Raw genomic sequence first — 15,397 nt, 5'->3', positions numbered from 1 at the left:
TTAATTCCCTCCGTCCCCTTTTTTTGCGGAGACATCACTTCATCGGGTCTAGCCTCGGACGTCCCCCGTTCGAGGATGTATCCGATGAGCAAGCGCGTGGCCGAAATCGTGGTGGACGCCCTGCAGCAGGCTGGCGTTCGACGTTGTTACGGCATCGTGGGCGATACGCTCAACCATGTGACCGATGCGATGCATGGCAGCGAGATCGCGTGGGTGCATGTGCGCCATGAAGAAGTGGCAGCGTTCGCTGCCGGCGCCGATTCCCTGGTCAGTGGCGAACTGACCGCCTGCGCCGGCTCCTGCGGCCCCGGCAGCCTGCATTTCATCAACGGCGTGTTCGAGAGCAACCGCAATCGTGCGCCGATGGTGCTGATCGCCAGCCAGGTGGTGACCAGCGAGCTGGGCATGGAATTCCCGCAGGAAGTGGATTTCAAGGCGGTGTACGCCAGTTGCTCGGTGTTCTGCGAGCAGGTGCACAGCGCCGAGCAGGCGCGACGCGTGGTGACCCTGGCCTGCCAGGCGGCGATCAGCCGCCGTGGCGTGGCGGTGGTGATCCTGCCGGCCGACATCAGCCAGGCCGAGGTGAAGCACGATGTGCCGTTCTCGGTGCACTATACCCAGCCGGTGCTGCGCCCGTCGGATGCCGAGTTGCAGCGTATCGCTGAACTGCTGGGGCAGGGCAAGCGCATCGGCATCTACGCCGGCGCCGGCTGCCAGGGCGCGCACGCGCAGCTGCTGGAACTGGCCCGGCGTCTGCAGGCGCCGGTCGCGCACACCTCGCGCGCCAAGGATTTCGTCGAGCCGGACAACCCGTACAACATGGGCATGACCGGCATCTTCGGCATCGAGTCCGGCTTCCACACGCTGATGGAATGCGACACGCTGTTGCTGCTCGGCGCCGACTTCGCCTGGGGCCAGTTCTACCCGGACAAGGCGACGATCATCCAGGTCGACCGCGATGGCAGCCACCTCGGCCGCCGCCACCCGGTGAACCTCGGCGTGGTCGGTGACATCGCACCGACGCTGGATGCGCTGCTGCCGATGCTGCCGCCACGCGAGGACAGCAGTTTCCTGGACGAGTGCATCGAACGTCGCGACAAGGCGCTGAAGAAGCGCGAGCAGGAAGAGCAGCCCGGTGAGGGCGAGCTGATCCATCCGCAGCACCTGACCGCATTGCTGTCGAAGTATGCGACCGACGATGCACTGTTCACCGCCGACGGCGGCTCGCCGATGGTGTGGGTGCTGCGGCATATCCGCGTCAACGGCCGCCGCCGCACGCTGACCAGCCTGCTGCACGGCACGATGGCCAACGCGATGCCGCAGGCACTGGGCCTGCAGAAAGCGTTCCCGGGCCGGCAGGTGATCTCGCTGTCCGGCGATGGTGGCCTGGCGATGCTGCTGGGCGACCTGTTGACCGCGGTACAGGAGAACCTGCCGATCAAGGTGGTGGTGTTCAACAACGGCTCGCTGAACTTCGTCGAGCTGGAGCAGAAGGTGGAAGGCTTGTTGGACAACTACACCGACCTGAAGAACCCGGATTTTGGCCGCCTTGCCGAAGTGATCGGCTTCCACGGCCGCACCGTGACCCGCAGCGAGGATCTGGAGGAAGCGGTACAGGATTTCCTGGCGCAGCGCGGCCCGGCGTTGCTGGACGTGCATACCAGCCGCGCCGAGCTGGTGATGCCGCCGCAGATCGAAGCCAAGCAGGTGGCCGGTACGGCGCTGTATGCCGCCAAGGCGGTGCTGAACGGCCGCTTCGACGACGTGAAGCATCTGCTGGTGGACAACTTCCTGAAGAAGTAGGGGGATGGTCGATGCAGGGCTGCGCCCTGCACCCGCCGAAACCACGGCAACCGCCGAAGCAAGGTCAAGAGCAGGTTTGCCGTGGGTAGGCGGGGTGGGTCCGGTTGCGGGGGACGCCGTAAATACGTCCCTGTAGGCTCGGTCGCGCCATCCATGGCGCTCACGCCCCCGCATCCGGACCCACCCCGCCTTCGACAGTTTCCTGCAATCTGCCGGAACGGCATATTGCACTGGTGGGTGTCGACCTTGGTCGACACGGTGGATCCACGCCATGCGTGGATGAACGAAAGAATGATCGGAATGATCTTCTGTAGAGCCGAGCCATGCTCGGCTAAGAAGCTTCGCGTACAGCGGCCGAGCGTGGGCTCGGCGCTACAACGAGAGCCTGCCTTTGCTTTTGATCTTTTGATTCTCTTCCGTGGCTGGCACGCGCAGGAAATTGTCAGGGGCCGGTCGGGTAGGTGGCGCGGGGGTGTCCGCGGCAGGGATGCCGCGGCCAAGCCCCCAGGGATGGGTTTACGGCGTCCCCGCGCCATCTACCCGACCGGCCTAACCCAGGAAATCGCCGTCCGCGACCAACCCAGCCACGAGGGGCCCGCCGTTGGCTGGAACCCATCATTCCACGACGGAATTGGCGCCCGGGCCCGGCTGGGCCTACCATCGGCGGTCCCCACCCCCGCCGCCCCTTCCATGTCCGCTCCCGCTTCCGCCGCACCGCGTCGCTGGTTCGTCGCCGGTGACTTCAACGGTTTCTTCGGCCTGGTCGTCGACAACCTGTCCATTCTCGGCTTCATCGCCATGGCGCTGGTCGGGATCTTCCAGTTCCCCGCCGACGTGGTATTCGGCCGCATGTTCCCCGGCACCGCCTTCGGCGTGCTGGTCGGCAACCTGCTGTACACCCTGATGGCGCGCCGGCTGGCCGCGCGTACCGGCCGCGACGATGTCACCGCCATGCCGCTCGGCCTGGATGCACCGACCAGCATCGGCATGGCACTGCTGGTGCTCGGCCCGGCCTTCATCGCGTTCAAGCAGCAGGGCATGGACCCGCACGCTGCGGGCATCGCCACCTGGCAGCTGGGCATGGCCGCGCTGGTCATCATGGGCGTGCTCAAGTTCGTGCTGTCGTTCTTCGGCGAAGCGGTCACCCGTGCGCTGCCGCGTGCGGCGCTGCTGGGCTCCATTGCCGGCATCGCGCTGGTGCTGATGGGCCTGTTGCCGTTGCTGGAAACGCTGCGTTCGCCGCTGGTCGGCTTCACCACGCTGGGCCTGCTGCTGTACGTGCTGATCGCCAAGGGCAAGCTGCCGGTGCGAGGGCCGGGCGTGCTGCTGGCGTTCGTGTTCGGCACCGTGCTGTATTACGGCCTTGGCCTGGCCGGCTTGGGCGCGCCGGGCTTCCACGTGCCGGAGTGGGTGCCGCCGCAGGTGGTGCTGCCGCTGCCGACACTGGGCTTCCTTGATGGCCTGCCCACGGCGATGACCTACCTGCCGCTGCTGCTGCCGTTCGGCCTGCTGATGGTGGTCGGTGGCATCAACGTCTCTGAAAGCGCACGTGCGGCCGGTGATGACTACCGTACCCGTGACATCCTGCTGGTGGAAGCGGTGGCGACGCTGGTGGCCGGTGTCTGTGGCGGTGTTGCGCAGACCACGCCGTACATCGGCCAGCCCGCGTACAAGCACATGGGCGCGCGCAGTGGCTATACGCTGCTGACCGGCCTGTTCGTCGGCATCGGTGGCATGCTGGGCATCATCTCGGGGCTGGTGCAGTGGCTGCCGCTGGCGGTGCTGGCACCGATCATCGTGTACGTGGCCATCGACATCACCACCCAGGCCTTCCAGGCCACGCCGCGCCACCATACCGGTGCGATGGTGTTCGGCTTCCTGCCGTCGGTGGCCTATCTGCTGGCGATCAAGGCACCTGGCTGGATCGCGCCGGACCAGCTGCCGCAGCTGCTGACCAAGCTCGACGGGCATGGCCTGCCGGAGCTGGCGGTGATCTTCACCCTCGGCAATGGCTTCATCATCACCTCGATGCTGTGGATCTCGGCGGTGGCGGCAATGGTCGATGGGCGCCTGCGCCGCGCCTGCGGTTTCCTGCTGGTGGCGGCGGTGCTGACCCTGTTCGGCCTGATCCACTCGGTGGACCCGCGCGGCGGCATCTACCTGCCGTGGGACCTGGAAGGGTTGGCGCGCACCATCAGCTGGCAGTTCGCGGGGGCCTACGTGGCATTGGCGTTGCTGCTGGGGTTGCTTTCGCTGCAGAAGCAGCCGGTGCGGCCGCTGGGTGAAAACAGCTGACCCCACGGTGGTGCCGGCCGCTGGCCGGCAACGCGGTGGGCTGTAGACGTATCGTGTGGTTGCCGGTCAGCGGCCGGCACTACCGCTCTCCATCCAGTTCCGGGTAGTGGCGGAAGATGCCATGGGTGTTGAACGGCAACCGCCGTTCCGAGGCCAGGTAGGCGGCGATGTTCGGCCGCTTCGCCACCCGCTCCTGCAGCGCGCGCAGCAGGGGCAGGGTCGGTGCCAGTGCCTGCATGCGGCGCGGGAACATGTAGTCCAGCCCGCTCAGCAGCTGGAACAGCGACAGATCCACATACGAATGCTCGCGCAGTGCATGGCGGCCGCCGTTGGCCGCCAGCACCTGCTCGAAGTAGCCGAGGTACTTCGGCAACCGTTCGCTGCGCAGCGAGACTGCACGCGCCTTGGCCTCGGTCTTCTGCTCCTCGTAGTACTTCGAGGCCGCAATGGGGTGGTGGGTGTCATGCACCTCGGCTACCAGGTCGGCGATGGTCAGCTGCAGTTGCAGTGCCTGCATCCGTCGCGACGCCGCCTGCGGTACCAGATCCAGCGTCGGGCCGAGGAAATCGAGAATGGCCGCGACCTGTGCGATCACCTGTCGTCCCGCCTTCAGGAACGGTGGCGCGAATGGTTGTGCGCCTTCGCTGCTACCGTCCAGGAACGGCTGCATCACCGCGTCGCCGTGCACCCGTGCCATGTCGATGTAGTTGGCACCTGCATCTTCCAGCGCCAGCCGCACGAACTCGCCACGGCCCTGGATGCCGGTCCAGTAGTACAACGCGTACTGCATGGCAGTGCCTCCTCAGAACAAGGCTCACAGCCTCGCGCGCGGCATGCAAAGCAAGTGTGAGCGCGGCCTTGCTGCAGGTCTCAACCCGAACGGCAGCGGAACAGGCGGGGAACCGGCTGCAATTGGTGGGGTCACACCTTCTCCATGCGTGTGAAACGAGGTGCTGCATCATGCAGAGTGGAAAGGCGGTATGGCCCTGGGTGTTGGGAGTGGTAGTCATTGGTGGTGCGGGCGGTTGGCTGTTCCGCGATCAGCTGAAGAGCCTGGCAGACGGTGTTTCGGTGCTGGTGCAATCAAGCCCTGCCAGTACCAGCGCACCGCCACAACCGCAGGCGGCCGCAGAGCCCGCGCCAGCACCCCCGCCGATCAGGCATCCGCTGGATACCGAAGCCGCCGCCGATCCCGCGCTGCCGAAACTGGCCGACAGCGATAGCGCGGCCTGGGGTGCATTGAGCCAGCTGTTCCAGGGCGAGGGCCCACTGACCCTGCTGCTGCGAGATCACCTGATCCAGCGCCTGGTCACCCAGGTCGACAACCTGGACAAGCCCAGCGTGCCACCCACCGCACTGGCCGCGAGGCCACTGCCGGGCAGCCTGCAGGTCGAGCCCGGCGAGGGTGGCGAACGCATCGCCGCCAGCAACGCCGCGCGCTATGCGCCCTATGTGCAGGCCTTCACCGCGCTGGCCCCGGCGACGACGGCCACTGCCTACAAGCGCTTCTATCCGCTGATCCAGCAGGCCTATGTGGACCTGGGCCGACCCGACGGATATTTCAATGATCGCCTGGTCGCGGTGATCGATCACCTGCTGGAGACCCCGGAACTGGCCCAGGCGCCGCTGGTGGAACGCGATGAGCGCGGCCGCTACCGCTTCGTCGATTCGACCCTGCAGTCGCGGTCCATCGGCCAGAAGGTCCTGCTACGGATGGACGCAGCCCAGGCGCGGGCGGTCAAGCAGCAGCTGCGCGCTTTCCGTACCGCGATCAGCCGCTGAACCCGCCCACCGCGCATGACTGATCCGGATCAACGCGCCGACCACACCCGCTCCGGCATGCTGGCCGCAGGCTGACTGGCCTCGGGGTGCAGTCGCAGCCACCCTTGAAACGGGGTGGGGCAGCCGCATCTTTCCAGCATCGCCGGCGCGGGCCGGCCCTGATGACCGATGAGGATTCGCAATGCGGATGGACAAGCTCACCTCGCGTTTCCAGCAGGCGCTGGCAGACGCACAGTCGCTGGCCGTGGGCCGCGACAACAGCATCATCGAACCGGTTCACCTGTTCAGCGCGCTGCTGGACCAACAGGGCGGCAGCACGCGCCCGCTGCTGGCCCAGGCGGGTGTGAACGTGCCGGTCCTGCGCGAGCGCCTGACCGAGGCGCTGGATGCACTGCCGAAGGTGTCCGGCCAGGCCGGCAACGTTTCGATGGGCAACGACCTCGGCCGCCTGCTCAATCACACTGACAAGCTGGCCCAGCAGAACGGCGATGCCTTCATTGCCAGCGAGTGGTTCGTGCTGGCCGCGCTGGAGGACAGCGGCACGCTGGGCATGGCGCTGCGCGCCGCCGGTGCCGACAAGACCCGCCTGCAGGCCGCCATCGACACGCTGCGCGGTGGCGAGAACGTGCAGTCGGAAAACGCTGAAGAACAGCGGCAGGCGCTGGAGAAGTACACCATCGACCTGACCGCGCGTGCCGAGAGCGGCAAGCTCGACCCGGTGATCGGCCGTGACGAGGAAATCCGCCGCACCATCCAGGTGCTGCAGCGCCGGACCAAGAACAACCCGGTGCTGATCGGCGAACCCGGCGTGGGCAAGACCGCGATCGTGGAAGGGTTGGCCCAGCGCATCATCAACGACGAAGTGCCCGAGGGCCTGCGTGGCAAGCGCGTGCTGTCGCTGGACATGGGCGCGCTGATTGCCGGCGCCAAGTTCCGCGGTGAATTCGAGGAGCGCCTGAAGGGCGTGCTCAACGACCTGGCCAAGAGCGAAGGGCAGATCATCCTGTTCATCGACGAGCTGCACACCATGGTCGGTGCAGGCAAGGCCGACGGCGCGATGGATGCCGGCAACATGCTCAAGCCGGCGCTGGCACGTGGCGAGCTGCATTGCGTGGGCGCCACCACGCTGGATGAGTACCGCAAGTACATCGAAAAGGATGCTGCGCTGGAGCGCCGCTTCCAGAAGGTGTTCGTGGGCGAACCGTCGGTGGAGGACACCATCGCGATCCTGCGCGGGCTGAAGGAGAAGTACGCCGTGCACCACGGCGTGGAGATCACCGACCCGGCCATCGTGGCGGCGGCCACGCTGTCCAATCGCTACATCACCGACCGCCAGCTGCCGGACAAGGCCATCGATCTGATGGACGAGGCGGCCTCGCGCCTGCGCATGGAGATCGACTCCAAGCCGGAGGAACTGGATCGCCTGGAGCGTCGGGTGATCCAGCTGAAGATCCAGCGCGAGATGCTGAAGAAGGAAAAGGACGAGGCCTCGCGGCAGCGCCTGGCCGACCTGGAGAACGACATCGATGCGCTGGAGCGCGAGTTCTCCGACCTCAATGAAATCTGGAAGTCGGAGAAGGCCGCGCTGCAAGGCGCGACGAAGATCAAGGAGCAGGTCGAGCAGGCCAAGCTGGAACTGGAAGCCGCGCAGCGCCGCCAGGATTTCGCGCGCATGAGCGAGATCCAGTACGGCCTGCTGCCGCAGCTGGAAAAGCAGCTGGCCGCTGCCCAGGAAGCCGAGCACAAGGACTTCAAGCTGGTGCAGGACCGCGTGACCGATGAGGAAATCGCCGAGGTCGTCTCGCGCTGGACCGGCATTCCGGTCAACAAGATGCTCGAAGGCGAGCGCGACAAGCTGCTGCGCATGGAAGAGGTGCTGCACAACCGCGTGGTCGGCCAGGAGGAAGCGATCAAGGTCGTCTCCGATGCGGTGCGCCGCTCGCGTGCGGGCCTGTCCGACCCCAATCGGCCGGGCGGTTCGTTCCTGTTCCTCGGCCCGACCGGTGTTGGCAAGACCGAGCTGTGCAAGTCGCTGGCCGAATTCCTGTTCGACAGTGCCGACGCGATGATCCGCATCGACATGAGCGAGTTCATGGAGAAGCACAGCGTCGCCCGCCTGATCGGTGCGCCCCCGGGCTACGTGGGCTACGAGGAAGGTGGCTACCTGACCGAGGCGGTGCGTCGTCGCCCGTATTCGCTGATCCTGCTCGACGAGGTAGAGAAGGCGCATCCGGATGTGTTCAACATTTTGCTGCAGGTGCTGGACGATGGCCGCCTGACCGATGGCCAGGGCCGCACCGTGGACTTCCGCAACACCGTCATCGTGATGACCTCGAACCTGGGCTCGCACCAGATCCAGGACATGAGCGCCGACGACAGCCCGGAGGCCTACACGCAGATGAAGGCGGCGGTGATGGGCGTGGTGCAGGCGCACTTCCGCCCGGAGTTCATCAACCGCCTGGACGACATCGTGGTGTTCCATCCGCTGGACAAGCAGCAGATCAAGCAGATCGCGCGCATCCAGATGCGCGGCCTGGAAAAGCGCCTGGCCGAACGTGGCTTGAAGCTGCTGGTGTCCGATGCAGCGTTCGACCTGCTTGGCAATGTCGGTTTCGATCCGGTGTATGGCGCGCGTCCGTTGAAGCGTGCGATCCAGGCACAGCTGGAAAATCCGCTGGCGCAGAAGATCCTGTCCGGGGCCTTCGTCAACGGCGACACCATCGAAGTCGGCAACGACGGCGGCCATCTGGTATTCGCCAAGGCGTGATTCACACGGGGCGCTGCCTGACCGCAGCGCCCCGTTTCCTCCGTCAGCGCCGGGCCATGCCCGGCGACTTCTCAGAAGCGGTGCGTGTACCCGCTCATCAACCCGAACTGGTTGGGCTTCTGCACGATCGGGCTGTCGGCCGCATCGCCGAGCAGGCGCGTGCCTTCGGCCGAGATGTACCAGTTGCCATTGCGGCCCACGCGGTGGCTCCACTTCAGACCGAGACCGGCGCTGACCAGGCCAGCCTTCGGCTTGTGCTGGGCAAAGCCGGTGCGCGCCGCCTGTTCCGGGCTGACGCCGTACCAGGTCTGCATGTAACCGCGGTTGCCGTAGTCGGTGGAAACACTGCCGCTGACTACGCCACCGGCCAGGTCGAACAGCGGCATGCTCAGGTTCAGGTGGATCTGCTGGGTGGACAGGCCGTTCTCAGCCTTGTCCTCGTCCTTGCGGGTGAACTGCCAGGAACCGCTCAGCACGGCCTCGCCCAGCGTATAACCAACGGAGAGGCCGACCAGGGGACGGGTACGGATATCACCCATGCCGCGCAGGAAGTCCGAGCCACCGAGGGCCGAGTCCTTGTCGCGGCGGCTGCCGCTGGCACCGATGTAGGCGCGCACGTGCGTATGTTGGCCGATGCCCGTGCCCCAGCCGATGCCACTGGTGCCCAGGAACCAGCCACCGGGTGACATGGCATCGAAGGAAAGCATGGGCGACGCCTGGTACTCCTTGCTGCCGCTGTAGCGTGGGGTCGCACCGGCACCGGCGGCGACTTCGAAAGTCCAGTGGTCATCCTTGGCGTGGGCGATCGGCGCGGCAAACAGCGGCAGCAGGGCCAGGCAGAGCAGGGACGGAGTACGGCGAAGCTGGGACATGGAATCTCTCGACAATGGGAGGAAAGCAGCACGCGCATCTGGCGAGTGCTGCAGGGTTGCCAGCGTGGCGATATGCCGGCGACCGATCCTTCCGCAGTTGTGCGGGAGTTGTAATCAACTGTAATGGCGCCCTTGGGCGTTCAGCTGGCAGCCAGCGGCCAGTGCATTTCCAGGCGCGCGCCGCCCAGCGTGGCGCAGCTGATGCGCAGTTCGCCATTGTGGCGGGCGGCGATGCGGCTGACGATGGCCAGGCCCAGTCCGAAGCCGCCGGTGTCGCGGCTGCGGCTGTCGTCCAGGCGGGTGAACGGGCGCATCACCTTTTCGCGATCGGCTTCGGCGATGCCGGGGCCGTCGTCATCCACGCGCAGGCAGGCGCGGCCGCCGACACCCACCAGCGAGACTTCCACCTGCGAACGCGCGTGGCGCAGCGCATTGCCCACCAGATTGCTCAGTGCCAGTTGCAGCAGGCGCGGCTCGGCATCCACCCGTGGCAACGCACTGGGCTGGACGCGCAGGACTACGCCGGCACGTTCGGCATCACGGCGCACATCGGCCAGGCAGGCCTGCAGCCAATCGTTGGCTTCGATGCGCTGCATCGGCTCGCCTTCGCTGGGATGCTCCAGGCGTTCATAGGCCAGCAGTTCGCTGACCAGCCGGTTGAGTTCGGCCAGGTCGCCGTGCAGGCCCTGCGCCAGCCGTGCACGGCGTTCGCGATCGTCGCTGTCCTGCATCAGGTCCAGGCCGAAGGCCACGCGCGCGATCGGCGTGCGCAGTTCATGCGAGATCGCATGGGTCAGGTCACGTTGGCGCTGCACCAGTTCGGCCACGCGTGCGGCCATGCGGTTGGAATGGTCGACGATGACCCGGATCTGCGAGCGTGGCGAGACCTGTGCGCGCGCCTGCAGATCACCGGCACCGATGCGGTCGGCGTGCAGGCGCAATGCTTCGAGGTCGCGCCAGAGCAGGCGCACCCAGGCATACAGGCTGGCGCCCACCAGCAACAGGATGCTGAGATAGACGGCGATGGTCATGTACGTCGTCATCTGCACCGCGCCAGGCAGGCGCAGATGCAGCCAACGGCCGTCGAGGCCCTCGATCGGCAGCAGGACCTGCTGGTACTGGTCGCGCGTGATGAAGCCATCGGCCTGCACGGCCGCCTGTTCCTGTGGGTCGAGCGTGGGAGGACTGTCGAGCAGGGTCAGGGCGATGCCGTAGTGGGGCTGCCAGTGCTGCAGGCGCACACGCTGCTGCCCGGTGTCCAGGCCGGCCAGGCCACTGCGCAGGGCGTATACCTGTCCGCGCACCTGCTGGACGAAGACGCGATCCTGCATGGGCGTGTAGATGCCGTCCAGGATGCGGTTGAAGAAGAACACCGAGATCAGGAAGCAGGCACCGGTAACGAACCACAACCACAGGAACAGCCGCTTCATGCCGTCCAGGCCGACGGGTTGAACTGGTAGCCACGGCCCCACACGGTCTTGATCCGCCGCGGTTCGCGCGCATCGTCGCCGAGCTTGCGGCGCAGCTTGCCGATGCTGACATCGACGCTGCGGTCCAGACCGTCGAAGCCGATGCCGCGCACCGCCTGCAGGATCTGGTCACGCGACAGGATCTGCCCCGGCTGGCTGGCCAGCAGCCACAGGATCTCGAATTCGGTGGTGCCCAGTTCCACCGGCTGCGCGTGCAGGTGCACCTCACGCTGCATGCGGTCGATCAGCAGTTCACCATGCATCAGCCGGCAGGGCGTGCCGGTGTTGCTGCTGCCGTGGCGGCGCCGCAGCAGGGCGCGCAGGCGGGCCAGCAGCAGTCGCGGTTCGATCGGCTTGTGCACGTAATCGTCGGCGCCCGATTCAAGGCCCAGCACCTGTTCGATGTCGTCCTCGCAGGCGGTCAGCATCAGGATCGGTACATCGGAGAAGCTGCGGATCTGCCGGCACACGTCGATGCCGCCGAGGCCGGGCAGCATCAGGTCCAGCACCACCAGTTCCGGCGCGTGCTGGCGGCAGGCCGCACCGGCGAGGTCGCCACGCGCGACGTGCTGCACGGCGAAGCCATGTTCGTGGAGGTAATCGCTGACCAGCTCGGCCAGGCGACGGTCGTCTTCCACCAGCAGGACCTGGGTCGGTGTGCCGCTGGCGGTGGGTGTCCAAGGGGATGGCTGCATACGCGTTGGGCTTCCGTGCCCGGGCAGGAGCGCCCGGCGGCGAAGCCTAGCAACGGCCCATGACGGCTGCCTGAATCGCGGCCAACCTGATAACCGGCGGTACTGGCGTCATCGCCAGCGGCTTTCAGCGGCCGGCCCCGGCTGGCCTATGGTGGCGGTTTCCCCGGATGGAGCCTGGTGCAATGAGCGACCCGCAGTGGCAACTGGAAACCCTGGCCGTGCACGGCGGCTACCGTCCCGATCCGACCACCCGCGCGGTGGCGGTGCCGATCTACCAGACGGTGGCATACGCCTTCGATGACACCCAGCATGGCGCCGATCTGTTCGACCTGAAGGTGCCGGGCAACATCTACACGCGCATCATGAACCCCACCACCGACGTGCTGGAGCAGCGCCTGGCCGCCCTGGAAGGTGGCATCGGCGCGCTCGCGCTGGCCTCGGGGCAGGCCGCGATCACCTATGCCATCCAGACCATCGCCGAGGCTGGCGACAACATCGTTGCCTCCAGCGCGCTGTATGGCGGCAGCCTCAACCTGCTGGCGCACACGCTGCCGCAGTACGGCATCCAGGCGCGCTTCGCCGATCCCGCCGATCCGTCCGCCTTCGCCGACCTGATCGACGAGCGCACCAAGGCCGTGTTCGTCGAATCGATCGGCAACCCGCGCGGCAACGTCACCGACATCGCTGCGATTGCCGAGGTCGCACATGCCGCTGGCGTGCCGCTGATCGTGGACAACACCGTGGCCACACCCTTCCTGCTGCGCCCGTTCGAGCACGGCGCCGACATCGTGGTGCATTCGCTGACCAAGTACCTGGGCGGCCACGGCACCAGTCTTGGTGGCGCGATCATCGATTCCGGCCGCTTCGACTGGGCGGCGCAGCCCAAACGTTTCGCGCGCCTCAACCAGCCCGATCCCAGCTACCACGGCGTGGTCTATACCGACGCACTGGGACCGGCGGCCTACATCGGCCGCGCGCGGGTGGTGCCGCTGCGCAATACCGGCGCCGCGTTGTCGCCGTTCAACGCCTTCCTGATCCTGCAGGGCATCGAGACCCTGGCCCTGCGCATGGAGCGCATCAACGCCAATGCACTGGCCGTCGCGCAGTACCTGAAGGCGCACGACAAGGTGGCATGGGTGCGCTACGCCGGACTGGCCGACGACCCGGAGCATGCTGCCGCCCAGCGCTACCTCGGTGGCCACGGCTCGGGCGTGCTGACCTTCGGCCTGCCAGGCGGCCGCGAAGCCGGCGCACGCTTCCTCGATGCGTTGAAGCTGTTCACCCGGCTGGTGAACCTGGGTGACGCCAAATCGCTGGCCACCCATCCGGCGTCCACCACCCATCGCCAGCTGGACGCAGCTGAACTGGCCCGGGCCGGCGTCAGCGAAGACACCGTGCGGCTGTCGATCGGCATCGAGCACATCGGCGACCTGCGCGCGGACCTGGAACAGGCCCTGGCCGGCGCCTGATAGCCACACGCTTGGTCGTCATCGCCACAGGCGATCACCACCGGCGCCGCGATGCGCTACGGTGGAACTGCCTCTCCAAGGCGTGGCAACGTGGCGATCCAGATCCCCGGTCGATGCGGGTCGACCGGGGATTTTTTTGTAGTAGATCCACGCCATGCGTGGATGAACGTCATCGAACATCATCCACGCATGGCGTGGATCTACTGTGTCGACCAAGGTCGACACCTACCAGAGCAGGACGCCACCTCGCCATCCCACGGATAGTCAGCTTTTGCTTTTGCCGGCGCCCTGGCAGGTGCAGGGCTGCAAGCCCTGCCGCACACCCCTCACACCACCGGAATGCTGTGCTGCCCCAGATTCCGGTACGGCGGCGTCGACATGATCATCTCCGCCAGCGAATAGGCCAGCTCGCGCTCGGCCATCACCGTGCCATCGGCACCGTGTTCCAGCAGGTGCTTCACTTCCGCATCGCTGTGCGCACGCGCCAGCAGGGTCAGGTCCGGATTGATCGCCCGCAGCTTGGCCAGCGCCTCACCGGCCTCCAGCGGCTGTGGAATGGCCAGCACCGCAATCTTCGCGCGCTCCGGATGGGCCTCGGCCAGCACCCGGTCGGCGGCGGCACTGCCTCGGATCGCCGCAATGCCATTGGCATGCGCACGCTCCACGTGGTCCTTGTTGTCATCGATCACCAGCACCGGCACGCCGCGATCACGCAACACCTGCGCCAGTTCGCTGCCGACCCGGCCGTAGCCGATCACGGTGGCGTGGTCACGCAGGTCGCGCGAGGGGCCGATGGCCTCTTCCGGCTCGGCCGGTTGCGGCTGCTGTTCCTGCTTGGCCTGCCAACGATCGAGCAGGCCGAACACCAGCGGGTTGAGCATGATCGACACCAGCGCACCGGCCAGCACCAGTGACTGGCCTTCCTTCGGCAGGATCTGCAGCGCCACGCCGAGGCCGGCGATGATGAAGGCGAACTCGCCGATCTGCGCCAGGCTGGCCGAGATGGTCAATGCGGTGCTGGTCGGGTGGCCGAACGCACGGACGATGAAGAACGCAGCGGCCGACTTGCCGAACATGATGATCAGCACGGTGGCCAGCACCTGCCAGGGATGCTGGACGAGGATGTTGGGGTCGAACAGCATGCCGACCGAGACGAAGAACAGCACTGCGAACGCATCACGCAGCGGCAGCGAATCATGCGCGGCCTTGTGGCTCAGCTCCGATTCGTTGAGCAGCATGCCGGCGAAGAACGCGCCCAGCGCGAACGAGACGCCGAACAACATGGCCGAGCCGAACGCCACGCCCAGCGCGATCGCCAGCACCGAGAGGGTGAACAGTTCGCGCGAACCGGTGCCGGCGATACGCTCCAGGATCCACGGGATGACCCGGCGGCCGACCACCAGCATCACCGCCACGAACAGGCCCAGCTGCACGAAGGTCCAGCCGATGTCGGCCAGCACGCTGCCCAGCGAGTGCGATTCCTTGGCCGCGTCGGGGCCGAACACGCCGGCCATCACCGGCATCATCACCAGCGCCAGCACACAGGCCAGGTCTTCGACGATCAGCCAGCCGACCGCGATCTTGCCGCGCATCGTCTCCAGCAGGCGGCGTTCCTCCATCGCCCGCAGCAGCACCACGGTACTGGCCGTGGCCAGCGAGAAACCGAAGATGACCCCGTGCAAGGCGGGCCAGCCCATCAGCGAGGCCACGCCCCAGCCGAGCAGGGTGGCCACCGCGATCTGGCCGATGGCACCGGGGATGGCGATGGCCTTGACCGCCATCAGGTCCTTCAATGAGAAGTGCAGGCCGACGCCGAACATCAGCAGCATCACGCCCAGCTCGGCCAGCTGGTTGGCCAGCGCCTGGTCGGCGACGAAGCCGGGGGTGAACGGGCCGACGCAGATGCCAGCAACCAGGTAACCGACCAGGGGAGACAAGCGCAGCTTGTTGGCCAGCGCGCCGAAGATGAAGGCGAGCCCCAGGCCAACGGCCACGATGTTGATCAGGTCGGTGTCATGGTGCATCGGCACTCGCAGGCAATCGGGGGGATGCCCCGATTTTCACCGATGAGGCCAGATACGGCAAACCCGCCGGCCACGTGCCGTGGCCGGCGGGTTTGCCCACGCATTTCTCCTCTACCCCCGCCTTCGGCGCGCCCCTTCAACAAGAAGGGGCTCTCCTCCAGATGCGGCGAGGGGATGCCGGCCAGCGGCCGGCACTACCAGAGCTGCGCCGGGCATGGCCC

10 protein-coding genes are annotated in these 15,397 nt (G+C 66.7%); 5 read left to right on the top strand and 5 right to left on the bottom strand.

The window, feature by feature from the left end:
• Positions 1-84 precede the first annotated feature (84 nt).
• Together EZ304_RS06640 and EZ304_RS06630 are read left to right on the top strand one after the other, a co-directional pair.
• Positions 85-1,803, top strand: coding sequence for a thiamine pyrophosphate-dependent enzyme (locus EZ304_RS06640; RefSeq protein ID WP_142806615.1), 1,719 nt, complete (start codon positions 85-87; stop codon positions 1,801-1,803).
• 690 nt (positions 1,804-2,493) lie between these two features.
• On the top strand, positions 2,494-4,098 hold the full coding sequence (locus tag EZ304_RS06630) for a hypothetical protein (RefSeq protein ID WP_099551283.1): 1,605 nt from the start codon (positions 2,494-2,496) through the stop codon (positions 4,096-4,098).
• A 79-nt stretch (positions 4,099-4,177) separates the two neighbouring features.
• On the opposite strand, the gene EZ304_RS06625 is transcribed toward EZ304_RS06630, so the two are convergent.
• Positions 4,178-4,888 (bottom strand): glutathione S-transferase, encoded by a 711-nt coding sequence (locus EZ304_RS06625; protein ID WP_142806614.1) that lies wholly within the window; start codon positions 4,886-4,888, stop codon positions 4,178-4,180.
• Between the two features lie 170 nt (positions 4,889-5,058).
• Here EZ304_RS06625 and EZ304_RS06620 point away from each other — a divergent pair, with 170 nt between their 5' ends.
• Complete coding sequence (locus EZ304_RS06620; protein ID WP_142806613.1) at positions 5,059-5,880, top strand: DUF3014 domain-containing protein; 822 nt, start codon at positions 5,059-5,061, stop codon at positions 5,878-5,880.
• A 181-nt stretch (positions 5,881-6,061) separates the two neighbouring features.
• Positions 6,062-8,647 (top strand): ATP-dependent chaperone ClpB, encoded by a 2,586-nt coding sequence (gene clpB, locus EZ304_RS06615; protein ID WP_142806612.1) that lies wholly within the window; start codon positions 6,062-6,064, stop codon positions 8,645-8,647.
• 71 nt (positions 8,648-8,718) lie between these two features.
• Here the strand turns inward: clpB and EZ304_RS06610 are convergent, their stop codons facing one another.
• From EZ304_RS06610 to EZ304_RS06600, 3 genes are all read right to left on the bottom strand, one after another.
• Positions 8,719-9,519: a MipA/OmpV family protein gene (locus EZ304_RS06610; protein ID WP_134528990.1), complete on the bottom strand. Its 801-nt coding sequence runs from the start codon at positions 9,517-9,519 to the stop codon at positions 8,719-8,721.
• 140 nt (positions 9,520-9,659) lie between these two features.
• Positions 9,660-10,949, bottom strand: coding sequence for an ATP-binding protein (locus EZ304_RS06605; RefSeq protein ID WP_142806611.1), 1,290 nt, complete (start codon positions 10,947-10,949; stop codon positions 9,660-9,662).
• The gene (locus tag EZ304_RS06600) at positions 10,946-11,683 is read right to left on the bottom strand and encodes a response regulator transcription factor (RefSeq protein ID WP_099551289.1); all 738 of its coding nucleotides are present in this window, start codon (positions 11,681-11,683) and stop codon (positions 10,946-10,948) included. Before EZ304_RS06600 ends, EZ304_RS06605 begins: the two co-directional genes overlap by 4 nt.
• 182 nt (positions 11,684-11,865) lie before the next feature.
• On the opposite strand from EZ304_RS06600, the gene EZ304_RS06595 reads away from it, so the two are divergent.
• Complete coding sequence (locus tag EZ304_RS06595; RefSeq protein ID WP_099551290.1) at positions 11,866-13,152, top strand: O-acetylhomoserine aminocarboxypropyltransferase/cysteine synthase family protein; 1,287 nt, start codon at positions 11,866-11,868, stop codon at positions 13,150-13,152.
• Between the two features lie 326 nt (positions 13,153-13,478).
• Here EZ304_RS06595 and ybaL read toward each other — a convergent pair whose 3' ends face one another.
• Positions 13,479-15,176 carry a YbaL family putative K(+) efflux transporter gene (gene ybaL / locus EZ304_RS06590; protein WP_142806610.1) on the bottom strand — a complete coding sequence of 566 codons (1,698 nt, stop codon included), beginning with the start codon at positions 15,174-15,176 and terminating at the stop codon, positions 13,479-13,481.
• Positions 15,177-15,397 lie beyond the last annotated feature (221 nt).

Origin of the sequence: Stenotrophomonas maltophilia, assembly GCF_006974125.1 — a bacterium.
Lineage (GTDB): Bacteria > Pseudomonadota > Gammaproteobacteria > Xanthomonadales > Xanthomonadaceae > Stenotrophomonas > Stenotrophomonas maltophilia_O.
Note: the sequence above shows the minus strand (reverse complement) of the source record. Positions and strands in the feature narration are given on the sequence as shown.

Bases quoted from the DNA above. Each gene is read 5' to 3' on its own strand.
- EZ304_RS06640 (WP_142806615.1), top strand. From the start codon at position 85: ATGAGCAAGCGCGTGGCCGAAATCGTGGTGGACGCCCTGCAGCAGGCT.
- EZ304_RS06630 (WP_099551283.1), top strand. From the start codon at position 2,494: ATGTCCGCTCCCGCTTCCGCCGCACCGCGTCGCTGGTTCGTCGCCGGT.
- EZ304_RS06625 (WP_142806614.1), bottom strand. From the start codon at position 4,888: ATGCAGTACGCGTTGTACTACTGGACCGGCATCCAGGGCCGTGGCGAG.
- EZ304_RS06620 (WP_142806613.1), top strand. From the start codon at position 5,059: ATGCAGAGTGGAAAGGCGGTATGGCCCTGGGTGTTGGGAGTGGTAGTC.
- clpB (WP_142806612.1), top strand. From the start codon at position 6,062: ATGCGGATGGACAAGCTCACCTCGCGTTTCCAGCAGGCGCTGGCAGAC.
- EZ304_RS06610 (WP_134528990.1), bottom strand. From the start codon at position 9,519: ATGTCCCAGCTTCGCCGTACTCCGTCCCTGCTCTGCCTGGCCCTGCTG.
- EZ304_RS06605 (WP_142806611.1), bottom strand. From the start codon at position 10,949: ATGAAGCGGCTGTTCCTGTGGTTGTGGTTCGTTACCGGTGCCTGCTTC.
- EZ304_RS06600 (WP_099551289.1), bottom strand. From the start codon at position 11,683: ATGCAGCCATCCCCTTGGACACCCACCGCCAGCGGCACACCGACCCAG.
- EZ304_RS06595 (WP_099551290.1), top strand. From the start codon at position 11,866: ATGAGCGACCCGCAGTGGCAACTGGAAACCCTGGCCGTGCACGGCGGC.
- ybaL (WP_142806610.1), bottom strand. From the start codon at position 15,176: ATGCACCATGACACCGACCTGATCAACATCGTGGCCGTTGGCCTGGGG.